Annotated in this window: 14 protein-coding genes; 5 read left to right on the forward strand and 9 right to left on the reverse strand. The window is 75.6% G+C overall.

Features of this window, described 5'->3' with window-relative positions; genetic code table 11:
• Positions 1-11: 11 nt before the first annotated feature.
• Entirely contained in the window at positions 12-614 is a 603-nt protein-coding gene (locus tag IE219_RS19830; protein WP_189979285.1) for a TetR/AcrR family transcriptional regulator, read from the reverse strand.
• Positions 615-778: 164 nt separating this feature from the next.
• Between IE219_RS19830 and IE219_RS19835 the strand changes: the two genes are divergently transcribed.
• Entirely contained in the window at positions 779-1,903 is a 1,125-nt protein-coding gene (locus tag IE219_RS19835) for an ABC transporter permease (protein ID WP_189979287.1), read from the forward strand.
• Positions 1,900-2,568, forward strand: coding sequence for an ABC transporter ATP-binding protein (locus IE219_RS19840; RefSeq protein ID WP_189979293.1), 669 nt, complete (start codon positions 1,900-1,902; stop codon positions 2,566-2,568). Before IE219_RS19835 ends, IE219_RS19840 begins: the two co-directional genes overlap by 4 nt.
• A 24-nt stretch (positions 2,569-2,592) precedes the next feature.
• Here the strand turns inward: IE219_RS19840 and IE219_RS19845 are convergent, their stop codons facing one another.
• The gene (locus tag IE219_RS19845; RefSeq protein WP_189979295.1) at positions 2,593-3,090 is read right to left on the reverse strand and encodes a hypothetical protein; all 498 of its coding nucleotides are present in this window, start codon (positions 3,088-3,090) and stop codon (positions 2,593-2,595) included.
• Between the two features lie 104 nt (positions 3,091-3,194).
• On the opposite strand from IE219_RS19845, the gene IE219_RS19850 reads away from it, so the two are divergent.
• On the forward strand, positions 3,195-4,235 hold the full coding sequence (locus tag IE219_RS19850) for a vWA domain-containing protein (RefSeq protein WP_189979297.1): 1,041 nt from the start codon (positions 3,195-3,197) through the stop codon (positions 4,233-4,235).
• A gap of 51 nt (positions 4,236-4,286) precedes the next feature.
• On the opposite strand, the gene IE219_RS19855 is transcribed toward IE219_RS19850, so the two are convergent.
• The 3 genes from IE219_RS19855 to IE219_RS19865 form a co-directional block, all read right to left on the reverse strand.
• Positions 4,287-7,286 carry a tetratricopeptide repeat protein gene (locus tag IE219_RS19855; RefSeq protein WP_189979299.1) on the reverse strand — a complete coding sequence of 1,000 codons (3,000 nt, stop codon included), beginning with the start codon at positions 7,284-7,286 and terminating at the stop codon, positions 4,287-4,289.
• Between the two features lie 2 nt (positions 7,287-7,288).
• A complete protein-coding gene (locus IE219_RS19860; protein ID WP_189979301.1) occupies positions 7,289-9,151 on the reverse strand; it encodes an HSP90 family protein in 1,863 nt (620 codons plus the stop codon).
• Positions 9,152-9,259: 108 nt separating this feature from the next.
• Entirely contained in the window at positions 9,260-10,237 is a 978-nt protein-coding gene (locus tag IE219_RS19865) for a hypothetical protein (RefSeq protein WP_229849878.1), read from the reverse strand.
• 343 nt (positions 10,238-10,580) lie between these two features.
• Here IE219_RS19865 and IE219_RS19870 point away from each other — a divergent pair, with 343 nt between their 5' ends.
• Positions 10,581-11,486 carry an NAD-dependent protein deacetylase gene (locus IE219_RS19870; RefSeq protein WP_189979303.1) on the forward strand — a complete coding sequence of 302 codons (906 nt, stop codon included), beginning with the start codon at positions 10,581-10,583 and terminating at the stop codon, positions 11,484-11,486.
• A 109-nt stretch (positions 11,487-11,595) separates the two neighbouring features.
• On the opposite strand, the gene IE219_RS19875 is transcribed toward IE219_RS19870, so the two are convergent.
• Together IE219_RS19875 and IE219_RS19880 are read right to left on the reverse strand one after the other, a co-directional pair.
• On the reverse strand, positions 11,596-11,943 hold the full coding sequence (locus IE219_RS19875; protein WP_189979312.1) for a VOC family protein: 348 nt from the start codon (positions 11,941-11,943) through the stop codon (positions 11,596-11,598).
• A gap of 194 nt (positions 11,944-12,137) precedes the next feature.
• Positions 12,138-12,974 (reverse strand): SDR family oxidoreductase, encoded by an 837-nt coding sequence (locus IE219_RS19880; RefSeq protein ID WP_189979321.1) that lies wholly within the window; start codon positions 12,972-12,974, stop codon positions 12,138-12,140.
• A 168-nt stretch (positions 12,975-13,142) separates the two neighbouring features.
• Between IE219_RS19880 and IE219_RS19885 the strand changes: the two genes are divergently transcribed.
• On the forward strand, positions 13,143-14,558 hold the full coding sequence (locus IE219_RS19885) for a lamin tail domain-containing protein (protein WP_189979322.1): 1,416 nt from the start codon (positions 13,143-13,145) through the stop codon (positions 14,556-14,558).
• 52 nt (positions 14,559-14,610) lie between these two features.
• On the opposite strand, the gene IE219_RS31835 is transcribed toward IE219_RS19885, so the two are convergent.
• Both IE219_RS31835 and IE219_RS19895 read right to left on the reverse strand, forming a co-directional pair.
• Complete coding sequence (locus IE219_RS31835) at positions 14,611-15,153, reverse strand: amphi-Trp domain-containing protein (protein ID WP_229849879.1); 543 nt, start codon at positions 15,151-15,153, stop codon at positions 14,611-14,613.
• 81 nt (positions 15,154-15,234) lie between these two features.
• Complete coding sequence (locus IE219_RS19895) at positions 15,235-16,164, reverse strand: ADP-ribosylglycohydrolase family protein (protein ID WP_189979323.1); 930 nt, start codon at positions 16,162-16,164, stop codon at positions 15,235-15,237.
• Positions 16,165-16,215 lie beyond the last annotated feature (51 nt).

Genomic DNA, 16,215 nt, shown 5'->3' on the forward strand with positions numbered 1-16,215 from the left:
CGGTGTGCGTCCTATGCGGTCCGTGCGTCCGGTGCCAGGCCCCCGAGGGCCGCGACCGCGAGCCGCACCGCGCGGCCGGTCACCGCCTCGGGGTCGCCGCCCGCCTCCAGGGCGGTGGTCGCGGCGTTGACGAAGCCCTGGAGGAGGCGCGCGGTCATCGCCGGGTCGTCGTCGCCGAGCTCCCGCAGGGCCTCGGCGAGCGGTTCGAGGAGGGCCCGGTGCGCGGCGTCGGCCCCGGCCCGCAGGGCGGCGGCCTCCTGCTCGTCGGTGACGGCGCGGGCGATGCTGTGCTCGCCCTCGCGGACCATGTCGAGCTGGACGGTGACGTAGGCGGCGACCCGGTCCTCGGGGGCGTCGCCGGCGGCGGCGAGGGCGGCCCTGATGCGGTCGGTCCAGCGCGGGGCGGCCTCGCGGACCACGGCGGTCAGCAGGTGGTGCCGGTCCGGGAAGTACTTGTAGACGCTGTTGCGCGCGAGGCCGGTGCGGCGGGCGACCTCCGCGAAGGTGACGCGGGAGGCGTCGCCCTCCGCCAGCAGCTCGCGGGCCGCGTCGAGCAGGGCGGCGCACTGCCGGGAGCGGTGGTCGGCGACCGTGGCGGCATGGATCTTGGGCACGGGAACCAGTCTAGGAGCCGGGACCGACAGCGGTCCCTCCCCGTGCGCGGCGCCTTTCCCCCACGTGAACCGCCCCCGGGTCATCGGACCGACCCCACTTAGGGACGCACCGTCGCCATCTCCTATCGTGGGGACGCACCGTCCCTATCATTGGAAGGAACACCGTGTTCCTCGCTCTGCTGGAACTGAAGGCGGCCAAGGGCCGCTTTCTGCTGATGGGCAGCGTCGTCCTGCTCGTCGCCGCGCTCGTCGGGATCGTCTCCGGCTTCACCACCGGACTCGGCGACGACACCGTCTCCGCCCTGCGCCGGCTGCCCGCCACCCACATCGCCTTCGCCACCGGCTCCGACTCCGACCAGTTCGCCCGCGGACTGGTCGACGCCCGCACCGTCGACGGCTGGAAGCGGGAGGAGGCCGGGGCCACCCCGCTGGGCGTGACCCTCACCCGGGGCACCACCGGGCGCGGCACCGAGGTGGACCTCGCCGCCTTCGGCGTCGAGCCCGGCGCCTTCACCGACCCCGGCGCCGACGAGGGCGCCCGCCTCGACCCGGCCCGCCCCGGCGGCGTGGTCGTCTCCCGCAAGCTCGTCGACGAGGGCGTGCGGATCGGCGACACCCTCGTCCTCGACCGCCTCGGCGTCCGCCTGGACGTCGTCGGCACCACCGGCCGCTCGTCCTACGGGCACGTGCCCGCCGCGTACGTCACCACCGACACCTGGCGCCGGATCCGCTTCACCGTCCCCGGCGCCGGGGCCGACGCCCCCGCCCCGCCGGTCCAGTACAGCGCGGTGGCCCTCCGGCTGCCCGGCACCGCCGACGCCGACGCGCTCGCCGCCGCCGACGCCCGCCACGGCACCCGCACCGTCCCCCTGGAGGACGCCTTCGCCGCCGCCCCCGGCTACGACGGCGAACGGCTCACCATGACGTCCATCCAGACCTTCCTCTTCCTCATCGCCCCGCTGGTCGTCGGCGCCTTCTTCGCCGTCTGGACCGTCCAGCGGACCCCCGAACTCGCCCTGCTGCGCGCCCTGGGCGCCTCCCGGCGCAGGCTCCTCGGCCACACCCTGGGCCAGGCCGCCGCCGTCGTCGTCACCGGCACCGCCGCCGGCGCGGCCCTCGCCGCCGGGCTCGGCCTGCTCGTCGGCGGCGCGGTCCCCTTCAGCCTCCCGGCCGGCACCCTCGCCGCCACCATGTCCGCCGTGGCCCTGGTCGGCCTGGCCGGCTCCGCCCTCACCCTGCGACGCGTCACCACCGTCGACCCGATGACCATGCTGGGAGCCGGCCGATGAGCCTCCACCTCCACGACGTCACCGTCACCCTGGGCCGGGGCGAGTCCCGTACCACCGCGCTGAGCGGCCTGGACGCCGCCTTCCGGCCCGGCGCCCTCACCGCCCTCGCCGGGCCCTCCGGCTCGGGCAAGTCCACCCTGCTGGCCGTCGCCGGGGCCCTGCTGCGCCCGGACAGCGGGCGGGTCCTGCTCGACGGCACCGACCTGGCCGCCCTCACCGACCGCGAACGGGCCCGCGCCCGCCTCGAACGCGTCGGCTACATGTTCCAGAGCGGCAACCTCCTCACCGGGCTCACCGCCGAGGAGCAGCTCCTCGGCGCCGCCTCACTGGCCGGCCACCGCCCCCGCGCCCTGCGCGCGCGGGCCCGCGCGCTCCTCGACGAGGTCGGCCTCGGCCACCGGCTCGGCCACCGCCCCGACCAGCTCTCCGGCGGCGAGCGCCAGCGGGTGGCGCTGGCCCGCGCGCTGCTCACCGAGCCCCGGCTGCTGCTCGTCGACGAACCGACGGCCGCCGTCGACCGCACCCGCGCCGAGGACCTGACCGCCCTGATCGCCCGCACCACCCACGCGTACGGCTGCGTGACCGTCGTCGCCACCCACGACCCCGTCGTGGTGGCGGCCGCGGACGAGGTGCTCGACCTCCAGGGGCACCGCGCGCCCGCCTGATCCGGCGCGGCCCGCCGGGTCCGCTCAGTCGTCGGCGAGCTGGAGCAGCAGGAAGAAGCGGGTGCCGTCCGTGCCCGCGAGGAGGGTGTCGAGGACGGGGGTGAGGCCGTTGACCGCGCCGCACGCGGCGTCGCGGTTGGTCCACCAGCTCCCGTCCGGGCCGAGCAGCGACACCACCCGGTCTGCCGCGCGCCGGGCGGTCGCGGCGGGCAGGTGGCGGTGGTCCGGCCAGAGGAGGTCGGCGCCCGCGAGTTCGGCCAGCAGGGCGGCGGCCCCGGCCGGGCCGACCGGTTCCAGGGCGGCGAGGACCGCCGGGACGGGCGGCGGGACGTAGCCGGGCAGGAAGCGCCGCCACGCCTCGTCGGCGGCGGCCCCGGCGAGCAGCTCCCTGATCCGGGCCGCCAGTTCCGGCAGGTCCGGATCCGGCTCGCCGAAGCGGCCAGCCATCGCGAACACCCTTGCGGGCGTGGACAGTTCGGCCGCGCACACGCGCAGCCCGGCCAGGGTTCCGGAGGAGCTCATGCCCCGATCCTCCCCCGGCCGCGCCCCGCTGTCCGCCGTCGGTTGTCAGTGCCGGGTGAGAGGTTGGAGTCATCACCTCAGCACGGGAAACAGGGGGCCGAGCCATGTCCGGAAACCAGAACTACATCAACCACGTCGCTCTCGTCCTGGACGCGAGTTCGTCCATGTCGGGCCTCAGCAAGAAGGTCGTCGAGGTCGCCGACCAGCAGATCGCGTACCTGGCCCGCCGCTCGCGGGAGCTGGACCAGGAGACCCGCGTGACGGTGTACGTGTTCGCCGACAAGGTGGAGTGCGTCATCTACGACAAGGACGTGCTGCGGATGCCCTCGCTGAAGCAGCTGTACCGGGTCGGCGGGATGACGGCCCTGCTCGCGGCCACCCTGAAGTCGCAGCGGGAGCTGGCCCAGACCGCGCAGCTGTACGGCGACCACAGCTTCCTCACCTTCGTCCTGACCGACGGTCAGGAGAACGCCAGCCACCGCTGCCCCGACGCGCCGTCCCGCAGCGCCCGCGAACTGATCGGCGCGGTGGCCGGGATGATCGAGCACCAGGAGGACAACTGGACGCTGGCCGTCCTGGTGCCGGACCAGATGGGCAAGCGGGAGGCCATGAACTACGGCTTCCCCAAGGACAACATCGCCATCTGGGACGCCACCAGCACCCAGGGCCTGGAGGAGGCCGGCCAGGTCATCCAGGAGGCCACCGAGAAGTTCATGATCGGCCGCACCAAGGGCATCCGGGGCTCGCGCGCGGTGTTCTCCACCGGCGCGGAGGCGGTCAACCGCCAGACCATCGAGGCGGCCGGGCTGACCCCGATGGACCCGTCGGGGTACGCGCTGGTGCCGGTGACCGAGGCCGTGGCGATCCGGGAGGGCGTCACCGCCGCCGGGCACGCGTACCGCACCGGGGGCGCGTTCTACCAGCTGAGCAAGACGGAGAAGATCCAGGCGCGGAAGCGGATCGCGGTCCTGGAGAAGAAGACCGACCGGGTCTACACCGGTCCGGAGGCCCGCGCCCTGCTGGGCCTGCCCGACGCGGAGACCCGCGTGAAGCCCGACCACAACGACGAGTTCACCATCTTCGTGCAGAGCACCAGCGTCAACCGGAAGCTGGTGGCGCGCACCCGGCTGCTGATCATGCACTGATCCCGACCGGTCCGGCGGCCCGCGTCCCCGAGGGGGCGCGGGCCGCCGGGCTCAGCGGGACAGGAACCGCTCGCGCAGGGCGTCGAGGACTCCGGCCGCGTCGGGTTCGCCCGCGTGGCGGCAGCGGGCCGCCGCCGTGGTGAGGCGGGCGATCGCCTCGTTGAACCGCTCCAGGCCGTCGCCCTCGATCAGGGCGGCGATCCGGACCGCCTCGGCGCGGGGCAGCTCGCCGTCCTCGCCGCCCTCCTCGTGGGCGGCGACGGCGGCCTCCGCCTCGGGCAGCGCCTCCTCGAAGCGGCCCGCCTCGGCGAGGACACGGGCGCGGCGGTAGTGGATCTCGCCGCGCTCGTACCAGACGGAGAAGCCCTCGTCGTCCGCGAAGCCGGCGAGCACCTCGTCGGCGTCGGCCAGGTGCCCGAGGGCCGCGTCCACGCCCTCGGCCTCCTGCTCCGCCATGGTGAGCCGGGCGAAGTCGCGCATCATCAGCAGGATCAGCGGCGGGTTCGGCGCCTCGGCGTGCGCGGCGACGGCCCGGTCGTACGCGGTGGCGGCGGCGTCCCAGCGGCCGGCCATGGCCAGGGTCCGCGCCGCCTCGGCCGCGACCAGGGTGAGGATCGCGCCCCGGTCCTCGTCCGCCCAGCCGGAGACGGTGTCCGCGAGCCGCAGCAGTTCCTCGGCGGCCGGCAGGTACTCCTCCAGTTCGCGCAGGCCGCGGCCGAGGTTCAGGCGGGCCTGGGCGAGCGAGCGGGGGTCGGTGCCGTCGGCGGCGTCCCCGGCGAGGACGGACTCCAGGACGGCGACGGCGTCGGCCGTCCGGCCGCCCCGGGCGAGGACGTCGGCCAGCTGGAGGCGGGCCTCGGTGGCCTGGCCGGACTCACCGTCCTGGTCGAAGCGGGCGGCGGCCTCGGAGAGGTGGCGGACCGCTCCGGTGACGTCCCCGGTGTGCGAGGAGGCGTGGCCGAGCAGCAGGTGGGTGGGGGCGAGCGCGAAGGAGGTGTCGTCGTGGGCGACGGCGTCCGCGATCGCGCCGTGGAGCAGTTCGGCGGCCTCCTGCGGCCGGTCGAGGCCGAGGAGGACCTGGGCGAGGAGGCCGCTGGGGCGGGGCCGGCGCCAGGGGCGGCCGGCGGCGTCGAGCCCGGCCAGGGCCTCGCGCAGGCTCCGCTCGGCGGCGGGCAGGTCGCCCCTGCGGGCGGCGACGTCCGCGCGGAACTGGTGGGCGTTGGCGACCTGGTGCGGGTGGCCGAGGCGCTCGGCCTCGGTGTGCAGGGCCGTCACCCGCTCCTCGAAGCGCCGGAGGAGCTCGTCGGTCCCGTCGGCCGGGTCCCCGTCCGCCGTCTCGGCGGCGGGGCGGCCCAGCGTGCCGACGAGGTCCTGGTAGGCGGCGAAGACGGCGGAGTAGCGGACGGAGAGGTAGGAGAGCGCGCGTTCGACGGGCAGGTCGGGGCCGTACGCGGCTTCCGCCTCGCCCAGCGGCTCGCTGTCGAAGGGCGTCGCGGCGAGCAGGTCCTCCGTGGCGCGCAGCACCTCGTCGAGGCCCTGCCGGATGTCCGGCCGCTCCTCGCCCTCCGGGGCCGACGCCGTCCAGGCGAGGGCGCGGGCCCGGCCGGAGAGGGCGTGCCAGGGCAGGCGGAGCTCCTCGTAGAGGGCGACGGCCTCGGTGAGGGCGGCGGCGCTCTCGGTGACGTCGTCCTTCGTCCAGAGGTCCTGGGCGCGCTGCTCGGCGAGTTCGGCGCGCAGCAGGGCCTCGGGGCCGAGCGGGCCGCCGGGGCCGGGGGCGGTGCCGTCGGCGAGGCGGTCGGCGATCCGCCGCCAGAGGCGGGTGTCGCCGGGGTGGCTCTCGCGGGCCATCCGGCGGGCCGTGCGGACGAGGGCGTCGAAGTCGTCGGGGATCTCGGTGCGGACGGCGGCCGGGACGGCGGGCGCGGCGGCCGGGGCGGTGCCGGCGGCGGGGGTGCGCAGGCCGAGGGGCAGCGGTTCGTCGAGGAGGGGGCGGCGGGCGAGCCGGGTGCGGCGGTCGTCGCCGATGGTGCTCGTGCCGTTGCGGGCGTCGAAGGCGTCGGCGAGGGGGCCGGCCTCGGCGCGGACGTGGGCGAGGAGCGCGGCGGCGGTCCAGGAGCGGCCGGGCGGGCCCGCCACGGCGGTGTCGCCGTGGCCGTCCTCGGCGAGGCGGGCGAGGAGGACCTCGACGCCGGTGAGGAAGCCGAGGTGGGCGAGGGGGGCGCCGGTGGCCTCGAAGAGGGGCCGGTTCTCCGCGAGGATCTCCAGGCCGCGACCCTCGTTGCGGGAGAGGGCGCAGAACTCCAGGTGGTGGCCGACCTCCTCCTGGGTGCCGGTCTGCCCGCGGACCTTGCGGTAGCCGGTGAGGTGGTGCGAGCGGGCCTCGTCCAGGCGGCCGGTGCGGAGCAGCGGCAGCAGCGCGAGGGCCTGGCTGACCTGGGGTTCCTCACTGCATGCCTGGGTGCCGTCGAGGACCGGCCGCCACTGGTCGAGGGCGGTGGTGTCGTCGCCGGAGCGGACCTGGTGCCAGGCGTGGTGGCGGGTCTCGCACGCCTCGCAGTCGCTGAGGTCGGTGCGGGGGCGGGTGGCCCAGAGGTCGTGGGCGTCGGGGACGCCGGTGCCGGTGTGGGCGGCGACGTGGAAGCGCATGGCGGCGACCGGCTGGAGGCCGTGGCCGGCCTTCTCGTACCGCTCGCGCATCCGGTCGATCCAGCCGTGGACGGTGGTCAGGGGCATCTCGGGCACCTGGAGGAGGGAGGTCGTCACCCATTTGAAGCGCCAGAAGACCTGATGGGCCTCCCAGGGGCTGAAGGTGTCGGGGGCCTCGTCCCAGAGCTTGAGGACGCGGGCGAAGGCGACCGGCGACTTGCGGTGCTCACCGGTGAACTCGTACGCCGTCATCAGTTCGAGGAGGGCGGTGACGAGGACGTCGGGCTTCTCGAAGACCTCGGCGGCCTCGACGAGTTCCTCGGCGGTGACGGTGCGCGACAGGCCGTGGGGGCGTTCGTGGTTCTCGCGGAGCGCCTCGACGACGGCTTCGGGGGTGTCCAGCATCTCTACAGTTCCTTCCGGGTCCCGGTGCCGGGGTCGGTCGCGTCGGCGTGGTGCATGGCGTGGGTGAGCAGGCCGATGAAGGCCCGGTTGAGCAGGGCGCTCTCGCTCGCGCGCAGCGGGCGGCGGCTGAGCAGCAGGGCCTGGCCGTAGAGGGCTTCGGCGGTGGCGGTGGCGAGGCCGTGCTCGGTGACGGTGAGGGCCTGGCGGACCAGCGGGTTCAGGTGGTTGAGGACGAGCTGGGCGCGCGGGGTGTCGTCGCGGAGCGAGCCGAGGATGTCGGCCCACAGGCCGTCGCTCTCGGCGGCCAGGCTCGACCGGGTGCGTTCGTGGCGGGCGTCGCGGTTGTCGAGGAGCAGCGCGGGCGCGGTGACGGGCTGGAAGTCGCGCAGGACGACATCGCAGTCGTGGGCGCCGATCGTCTCGCGGGCGACGGCGAGGAAGGCGGCGGCGCGGAGTTCGGCGCCGGGGTCGACGGCGTCGAGGTGGGCGGTGACGGTGGTCGGGTCGAGGTCGGCGACGGAGGTGCCGGGGCGGATCTCGGGGAGCCGGTGGACGAGGTCGCGGTCGTAGGTGTAGCCGCCGTTGACGACGCCGAGGCCGGCGGCCGAGGCGATGGGGGCGACCTGCCGGAACTCCTCGACGCTGCGGGTGACGAGGAGCGTCGGGTGGGTCCGGGCGAACTCCTCCAGGGTGACGTTGCCGTCGGTGGTCTCGAAGGGCAGCCAGGGCAGCACGATGCGCAGCAGCTCGTCGTCGTGGCGGGCGAGCGCCTTGACCGCGAGGTGGTGGGTGTCGATGAAGCGGTGCAGGAGGGCGGGGTCGCTGGCGGCGAGCCCGGTGAGCCAGTCGCGGATGCGGTCGCCGAGGGCGTCCCGTACGGCGGACAGGGTGCCGTCCTCGTACAGCGACTCGCGGGAGGCGGTCGGGCGCAGGCTGGTGGTGTCCACCACGCAGCGCACGAAGAAGGCCCATTCGGGGAGGAGTTCGGGGGCCTGGTCGGTGAGGAGCATGCCCTTGAGGTGGACGCGGTGTCCGGCCCGCTGGGCGGGGCTGACGGCGGTCGGCTGAACGTAGGCGACGCCGCGCAGGCCGGCCGCCGGGAGGTCCAGTTCGATGGTGTCGAGCGGGGTGAAGTCGAAGAGGGTGCGGCAGTACGCGGTGTACGCCTCGCGCTTGGCGAGCGGGGAGCGGTGCGTCCGCTCCCACGGCGGCGCCTCGTTGATCCGGTGGTCCTCGCCCCGGGCGTCGGTGACGGTCACCTCGTGGCGGAGGAGTCCGCCGTAGTGCCGGGCGAGGGAGACGACCCGCCCGGGTTCGGTCCACTCGGCGTTGTCGGCGCGCGGGACGAGGGTGACCGTGGTGCCGGGCTCGGGCAGCGTCGCGGAGGGCAGGGTGCGGATGGTGTAGCGGCCGTCGGAGTGGCCGCGCCACTCGACGGTGGGCGCGGCGGGGTCGGCGGCGGACCGGCTGCGGACGGTGATCTCGTCGGCGACGACGAAGCAGGCGAGCAGGCCGATGCCGAACTGGCCGATGAAGTCGCCCCGGGCGGCGTCGAGTCCGGCGCCGTCGAGGGCGCCGTCGGAGGTCCGCTTGGAGCTGCGGCCGATGGTGGCGAGGAAGCGGTGGACGTCGGCCTCGGTGAGGCCGACGCCGGTGTCCGTGACGGTCAGGACGTCGCCGGTGCGGACGGTGATGGCGCCGGGCGCGGCCGGGTCGAGGGCCTGTCGGGCGGTGATGGCGTCGACGGCGTTCTGGAGCAGTTCGCGCAGGTAGACGCGGGGGCTGGAGTAGAGGTGGTGGGAGAGCAGGTCGACCAGGCCGCGCAGGTCGACCTGGAAGGTGTGTGCGGTCTCGGAAGGGGACACCCGGGGCAGTCCTTCGGTACGCGCCCGCGCCGGACGGCGCGGGCGGGAAGCAGGGGGAAAGGGGGGCGGGCGCTCCCCTGGAGGGGAGGGCCCGGACGGGGTCGTCGCTCAGCGTCCGGCGAGGTCCCGGAGGCGGCGGTACGCCCGCACCGGGTCGGCGCCGTCGAGGTAGCACCAGGGGGACTCGGTGACCCGTCCCTCAGTGGCCCGGAAGCAGTCGCGGGCGGCGGCGGGGTCGCCGGCCAGGGCGAAGGCCATGGCGAAGGAGTTGTACGTCTGGAGCCAGCCGGGGGCCCGGACGAAGTCGGGGTGCCGGTAGGAGTGGTCGGCGGCGCGGTGCAGGGAGGCGAGGACCTCGGAGGCGCGGATGTAGTGGGCGTCGGGGCCCGATTCGAGGGCGAGCCAGTGCTCCAGGTGGGCGACGGCGACGAGCCGGCCGAGGAGCGTTCCGGCGGGGGCGGCGAAGGCGGCGTCGCGGGCGAAGGCGTGCATCTCCTCGTGCGAGCCGCTCCACTTCTCGCAGACCTGCTGCAACTGCTGCTGGTGCGCGCCCAGGTGGTACGGGTCCCGGCGCACGGTGGCCTCGAAGCGGCGGCGGGCGGTCTCCCGGCCGACCTGGAGGCCGCGCCCGGTGACCTGGAGGCAGTACCAGGGCGAGGTCCAGCCCGGTTCGCGCTCGGCGGCCTCGTACAGCCACTCCTCGGCCCGCGCGAGGCGGCTGTGGAACAGTTCGAACTGCTCGCGCGAGACGTCCTTGGCGCGGGCGTCGGTGCGGGCCTCCCAGCCCCAGCTGAGGTGGCGGATCCCGGCGACGAGCCGGGGCAGGGCGGCGTCCGGTTCGGCCGCGATGACGTCGGTGATCCACTTCTCCACGCCGGCGGTCTCGCCGACGGCCCACAGCAGGCCGGTCCGGTCCGCGCTCTCCGGGCGCGCTTCGAGGAGGTCCCGCACGGTGGCCCAGTCCGCCGCCGCGGCGGCGTCCCGGGCGCGCTGGAGATCGAGGTCCCCGGCGTCCTCGTCGATGTGTGCGACGGGTCGTCCCGTCCACCGTGCCAGCGTGTTCCCCACACCCCGGAGCAACGCCATGTCCCCACCCCTTGCCGTGCCTTGCCGCGTTCTCGGACGGGGTGGCCGATGATCGTTCCTCCCCGTGGGTGTAGTGACTATCACGCACGACCGACAATCGCACTCCTGTATTGATCCGCTGGTCGGGGCGGTCGGATCGGTCGGGGCGGTGGCGGGGCTGGTGCGCCCTGCCGCCGCTCACCCCGTACGAGGCGGCGGACGGCCCCGGCGACCGGCATCCGGCGCGGTCCTCTTCGCCGGCGGTTCCCCGAGCATCCGGACGGGCGCGCACGGGCAGGCCGTGCGGGAGCCGGACCGGCTCGCCGATCCGTCGCGGCCGCGGTCCGTTCCGTACCCTGGCGGCATGCGCATGCGTCCCACCTTGAGCTGGACCCCGGCCGGGGAGCTCCCGCCGGGCACGACGGACCTGGAGCCGGTCGTCGGCGCGCTGCGCGCCGGCGGGGTGCTGGTGCTCAGCGGGGCCGGGATCTCGACGGAGTCGGGGATTCCGGACTACCGGGGCGAGGGCGGGAGCCTGAGCCGGCACACCCCGATGACGTACCAGGACTTCACCGGCGGCGAGGCGGCGCGACGGCGGTACTGGGCGCGGAGCCACCTCGGCTGGCGGACCTTCGGCCGGGCCCGGCCGAACGCCGGGCACCGGGCGGTGGCCGCGTTCGGGCGGCGGGGCCTGCTGGCCGGGGTCATCACGCAGAACGTCGACGGCCTGCACCAGGCCGCGGGCAGCGAGGGCGTCGTGGAACTGCACGGCAGCCTCGACCGGGTCGTCTGCCTGACCTGCGGCGACGTCAGCGCGCGGCGCGGGCTGGCGGAGCGCCTCGAAGAGGCCAATCCGGGGTTCGACCCGGTGCCCGCCGCGCTCAACCCCGACGGTGACGCCGACCTCACCGACGCGCAGGTCGCGGGCTTCCGGGTGGTGCCCTGCGGGGTGTGCGGCGGGCTCCTCAAGCCGGACGTGGTGTTCTTCGGCGAGACCGTGCCCGCCGTGCGGGTGGCACGCTGCCGGGAACTGGTGCGCGGGGCCGCCTCGGTGCTGGTGCTGGGGTCCTCGCTGACGGTGATGTCCGGGCTGCGGTTCGTCCGGCAGGCCGCCGGGGAGGGGACGCCCGTGCTGATCGTCAACCGGGACGCGACCCGGGGCGACACGCTGGCCGCCGCCCGGATCGGACTCCCCCTCGGCCCGGCCCTCACCACCGTCGCGGAGCGGCTCGGCGTCGCACTCGGCGGGGAGGACCCGCCGGACGGCTGACCCCCGGACGGGCCACCGGGTCCCGCCGGACCGCCGACCCCCCGGACGGGCCACCGGGTCCCGGCCGTCCAGGGCCTGGACGGCGTACGGGCCACCGGGGCCGACCGGGTCAGCGGTGGCCGAGGACGTTGACGACCCGGCCGCCGGGGTCGCGGACGAAGAAGCGCCGGACGCCCCATTCCTCGTCCCGGAGCGGATGGACGATCTCCGCGCCGCTCTCCCGCACCGCCGCGTAGACCGCGTCGACGTCGTCGACCTCGACGCTCAGGTCGGGGGCGACGGGCGCCGTCGGGTCGGCGGCCATGAAGCTGATCTGCGCGGCCGGGACCTCCGGGGAGGCCAGGGTCATGATCCAGCCGTGGTTCATGACCTCTTCGAGACCGAGCAGGCCGTAGAAGGCGCGGTTGCCCTCCGGCGCGGCGGAGGGCAGGTTGGGCACGACGCGGCGGACGCTCATCGGGGACTCCGGTTCCTGGTGGCGGGGATGCGGACCGAGGGGGACCGCGACCCATCGTCGCCGATCGGGGCGGGAAGTGTCCGCACACCGGGGAGGACGACCGTGTCGGGGCCTTCGAGCCGGACGGCCGGACGCGTCAGGCCAGGAACGCGCCGTCGCGCGCGACAACCAGGCGGAGGTGGCCTCGGCGCCCGCTAGTGCCGCGGCTCCGGCCCGCCGAGGAACTCCGTCGCGCCCCGCAGCCGCGTGCGCAGGCGGCCCTGGGTGGCGCGGCCGTCCAGGACGACGCGGAGGGGGCCGGGCAGTGCCGTGTCCGCGCGGCGGGCCCGGGGCAGCAGGGCGGGGTCGATCCCGTCCCGGCGGGCGATGAGGGTGCCGAGCTCGTGCCGGGTGACCGCGTCGGGGCCGGCGAGGTGGAAGGTCCCGGCGAGCGGTGAGCGGGCGAGTTCCCAGAGCGCGGCGGCCAGGTCCGTACGGTGCACCGGGCAGCGGACGTCGTCGGTGAACAGGGCCCCGCTCCGGGCGCCCGAGGCCAGGTCGCGGACGGCCCGCTCGTGCGTCGACCGGCCGTCGCCGATGATCAGCGAGGTACGGGCGACCGCCCCGTCCGGGCACAGCAGCCGCACCGCCGTCTCCGCCGCCGCCTTGGCCGCGCCGTAGGGGGTGAGCGGGTCGGGGAGGCAGCTCTCGTCGTACCGCTCGCGGTGGCCGGAGAAGACGGCGTCGGTCGAGACGTGGACGAGCCGGAGGCCCCGGCGGGCGGTCGCGCGGGCGAGCCGCAGACCGCCCTCGGCGGTGGCCGCCCAGTCGGCGTCGCCGCTGCTCGCGTTGATGACCGTGCTCGGCGCCACCGCGTCCAGGACGGCTTCCACCAGGGCGTCGTCCCGGAGGTCGAGGCGGTGCCACGGGACGTCGGGGAACCGGCCGGGCCGGGAGTGGTGGGTGGCCGCCTGGGGCAGCCCTGCCGCGCTTCCCTGGCGGAGCAGTTCGCCGCCGAGGAACCCGCTGCCGCCGATGATGAGGGTCGTCATGCCGTCCCACGGTAGCCGGGGCGCGCCGTGCGGCGGGGGAATCCTTCGGCTGCTGTTCACTGGGGGGACTCGTCGGCCGGGGCGTGGAGTTGGGGTGGGACCGGGACCGTCGAGCCGCTCCGCACCCCGCCGTGACCGTCACGGCCCCGAACCCCAGGACGGACTTCTGTGACCGTTTCGCGTGTACGCCGCCGGCGCCGTGACCTGACCCTCGCCCTCGTCGCCGTACCGGCGCTGGCCCTCGGCGCGCTGACCGCCGCGCCCGCGCAGGCCGCGCCCGCCGACGACGTCCGGATCAACGAGGTCGTCACCACCGGCTCCGTCGAGGACTCCGTCGAGCTCTACAACAAGGGCACCTCGACGGTCGACCTCTCGGGCTGGATCCTGAAGGACGACGACAACGGCTCGAAGTACGCGATCGCCTCCGGCACGACGCTGGCGCCGGGCGCGTTCCGCGCGTTCGACGTGCACGGCAGGTTCGGCCTCGGCTCCAGCGACAAGGCGCGGCTCTACCTGCCCAACGGCTCCACGCTCGTCGACAGCTTCTCCTGGAGCAGCCACTCCGCGCCCTCCTGGTCCCGCTGCCCCGACGGCACCGGCGCCTTCAGGTCCGCCGCCCTCACCCTCGGCGCCGCCAACTCCTGCGGCACCGGCGGCGGCACCGGCCCGGTCGCCTGGCCCGGCGGCTCCGCCGTCGCCACCGCCGACGCGTCGAACGTCTTCGGCAGCGACCTCAGCGGCCTCCACCAGGAGGGGAACGTGCTGTGGGGCGCCCAGAACAGCGGGAAGCTGTGGCGGCTGGTCCGCGACGGCTCCGGCGGCTGGAAGCCGGACACCGCGAACGGCTGGGGCTCGGGCAAGTCCCTGCGCTTCCCGTCCGGTTCCGGCGCCCCCGACAGCGAGGGCGTGACCGTCACCGGTACGGGCTCCGCCGGCGGGGTGTTCGTGGCCAGTGAGCGCAACGACGCCTCGTCCGGCACCAGCCGCCTCTCCGTCCTCCGGTACGACGTCTCCGGCACGGGGACGACGCTGACCGCGACCCGCGAGTGGAACCTGACCGCGAGCCTGCCGTCGACCGGCTCCAACCTCGGCTTCGAGGGTGTCACCTGGGTCCCGGACGCGGCCCTGACCGCCGCCGGTTTCAAGGACGCCTCGACCGGCGCCGCGTACGACCCCGCCGCGTACGGCGCCCACTCCGGCGGCGTCTTCTTCGTCGGCGTCGAGGGGACCGGCGCGGTCCACGGGTACGTTCTGGCGGACTCCGGCTCCTTCACCCGGGTCGCCACGGCCGCCACCGGCCTGGCGGGCGTGATGGAGGTGCAGTGGGAGCCGCAGGCGGCCCGGCTGTGGGCCGTCTGCGACGACACCTGCGGCGGGCAGCACCGCACGCTGAAGGTGAACGCGTCGGGCTCCTTCGCCGTGGACGCCGTGTACGCCCGTCCGTCCGGGATGCCCGACTACAACAACGAGGGCTTCGCGCTCTCCGGCGCCGACGAGTGCGTCGGCGGCACCAGGCCCGTCTACTGGTCCGACGACTCCAACACCGGCGGCCACGCCCTGCGCAGGGGCACGATCAGCTGCTAGCCCCCGCCCACCGGGACGCCCGGCAGGACTCCGGGCAGGGCTCCGGCGCCGCTCAGGGCCGCTTCGCGGCGGCCTTGCGCGGCGCCTTGCCGTTCGCCTTGCCGGTGGCCTTGCCGTTCGCCTTGCCGGTGGCTTTGCCGACGGCCTTTCCCGCGGCCTTGGCCGGTGCGGGCGCGGGCTTCGACGCCGACTTGGTCTTGGCGGCGGGCTTGGCCTTGGTCGCCGGCTTGGCCTTGGAGGCGGGCTTGGCCTTGGTCGCGGACTTCTCGGCGGCCTTCACCGGCGCGGCCGTCTTCTTCTCCGGCTTCGACGGCTTCTTCTCGGGCTTCGACGGCTTCTTCTCCGGCTTGGACGGCTTCTTCTTCCGCGGGACCAAGGGCCACTTCAGCTCGACCTCCAGTTCGACCTCGCCGTCCTCGACCGACAGCTCGATCTCGCCCTCCATCTCCTCGGGGATCCGCAGGCTCAGCACTCCCTCGCCCAGGGCGAGTTCGGCCTCGCCGCCCGCGCGGAGCGCGGCGGCGAGGGCCTCCAGCCGGGCGGCGGCCTCCTTCCGGCCGAGCGTGCGCTCGCGCTCGAAACCCAGGTCCTTCACGACAACCTCCCACGGCACACCACAGACGACAGGGCGAACAATCCGGACGATACGCCCGATCTTGGGAGGCCGCCGTCCGGGTCACCCGGGCGTGACCCGCGGCAGGGGTTCCAGCGCCGCGTGCCAGGCGGCCGGCAGCCCGGCGACGCCCGTCCGCGCGGCGATCACCCCGCCCGCGATGGCGCAGGTGGTGTCGATGTCACCGCGCCCGGCGACGGTCCGCCACAACCCCTCCTCCAGGTCGTCGAGGTGGCTGGCCGCGCACCACAGGGCGTAGGGGACGGTGTCGGGGCCGGACATGCGGTAGCCGGAGCCAAGGACCTCCGCGGCGTGCCGGACGGAGGTGCGGTCGGGCATCCGGGCCGCGATCCGCAGGCCGGAGCGGACGTCGCCGTCGGGAAGCCGGTCGGCGACGGCAAGGAGGAGGCCGGCCCGGCCCGGGGCGGCTCCGCCCCGGCTGCGGGCGGCGAGGGCCGCCGCGAGGGCGACGGCCACCGCCCCGGCGACCGCCTCGGGGTGGTGGTGCGAGACGACGGCCTGCCGGGCGGCCTGCTCGGCCGCCGCGTCGAGGTCGGCGGCGTGCCGGGCGCCGAGCGGGGCGACCCGCATGGCGGCGCCGTTGCCCCAGGAGCCCTGGCCGCCGAACTGTCCGGCGACGACCTCGCGCCAGAGCTCGCCCGCGCCGATCCGGCGCAGCACGTCGTGCATGGAGGCCCCGTAGCCGCGGTGGGTGTCGTCGGCGTAGGCGGCCGCGAGGCGCAGCGCGAGGCGGTCCTGGTCGACGATTCCGCCGCCCTCGGCGAGCTCCCGGACCAGGACGAGGGCCTGGGCGGTGTCGTCGCTCCACCGCCACAGCGGCTCGGGGGGCAGGATCCGGGCGAGCAGGGCGCCCTCGCCCTCGCGGCGCAGGATGCCGAACCAGCGGTCGCCGAAGGCGTCTCCGAAGGCGAGGCCGCGCAGGGAGTCCCGTACGGGGCCGGGCGGGCCGAACAAAGCGGTCGGGTCGGTCATCGGAGCAGTATCGCGGGGGTCCGGGCGCGGGGGCACCCGGTTTCCCGGCGG

The sequence above is a fragment of the Streptomyces termitum genome (assembly GCF_014650175.1).
Taxonomy (GTDB): domain Bacteria; phylum Actinomycetota; class Actinomycetes; order Streptomycetales; family Streptomycetaceae; genus Streptomyces; species Streptomyces termitum.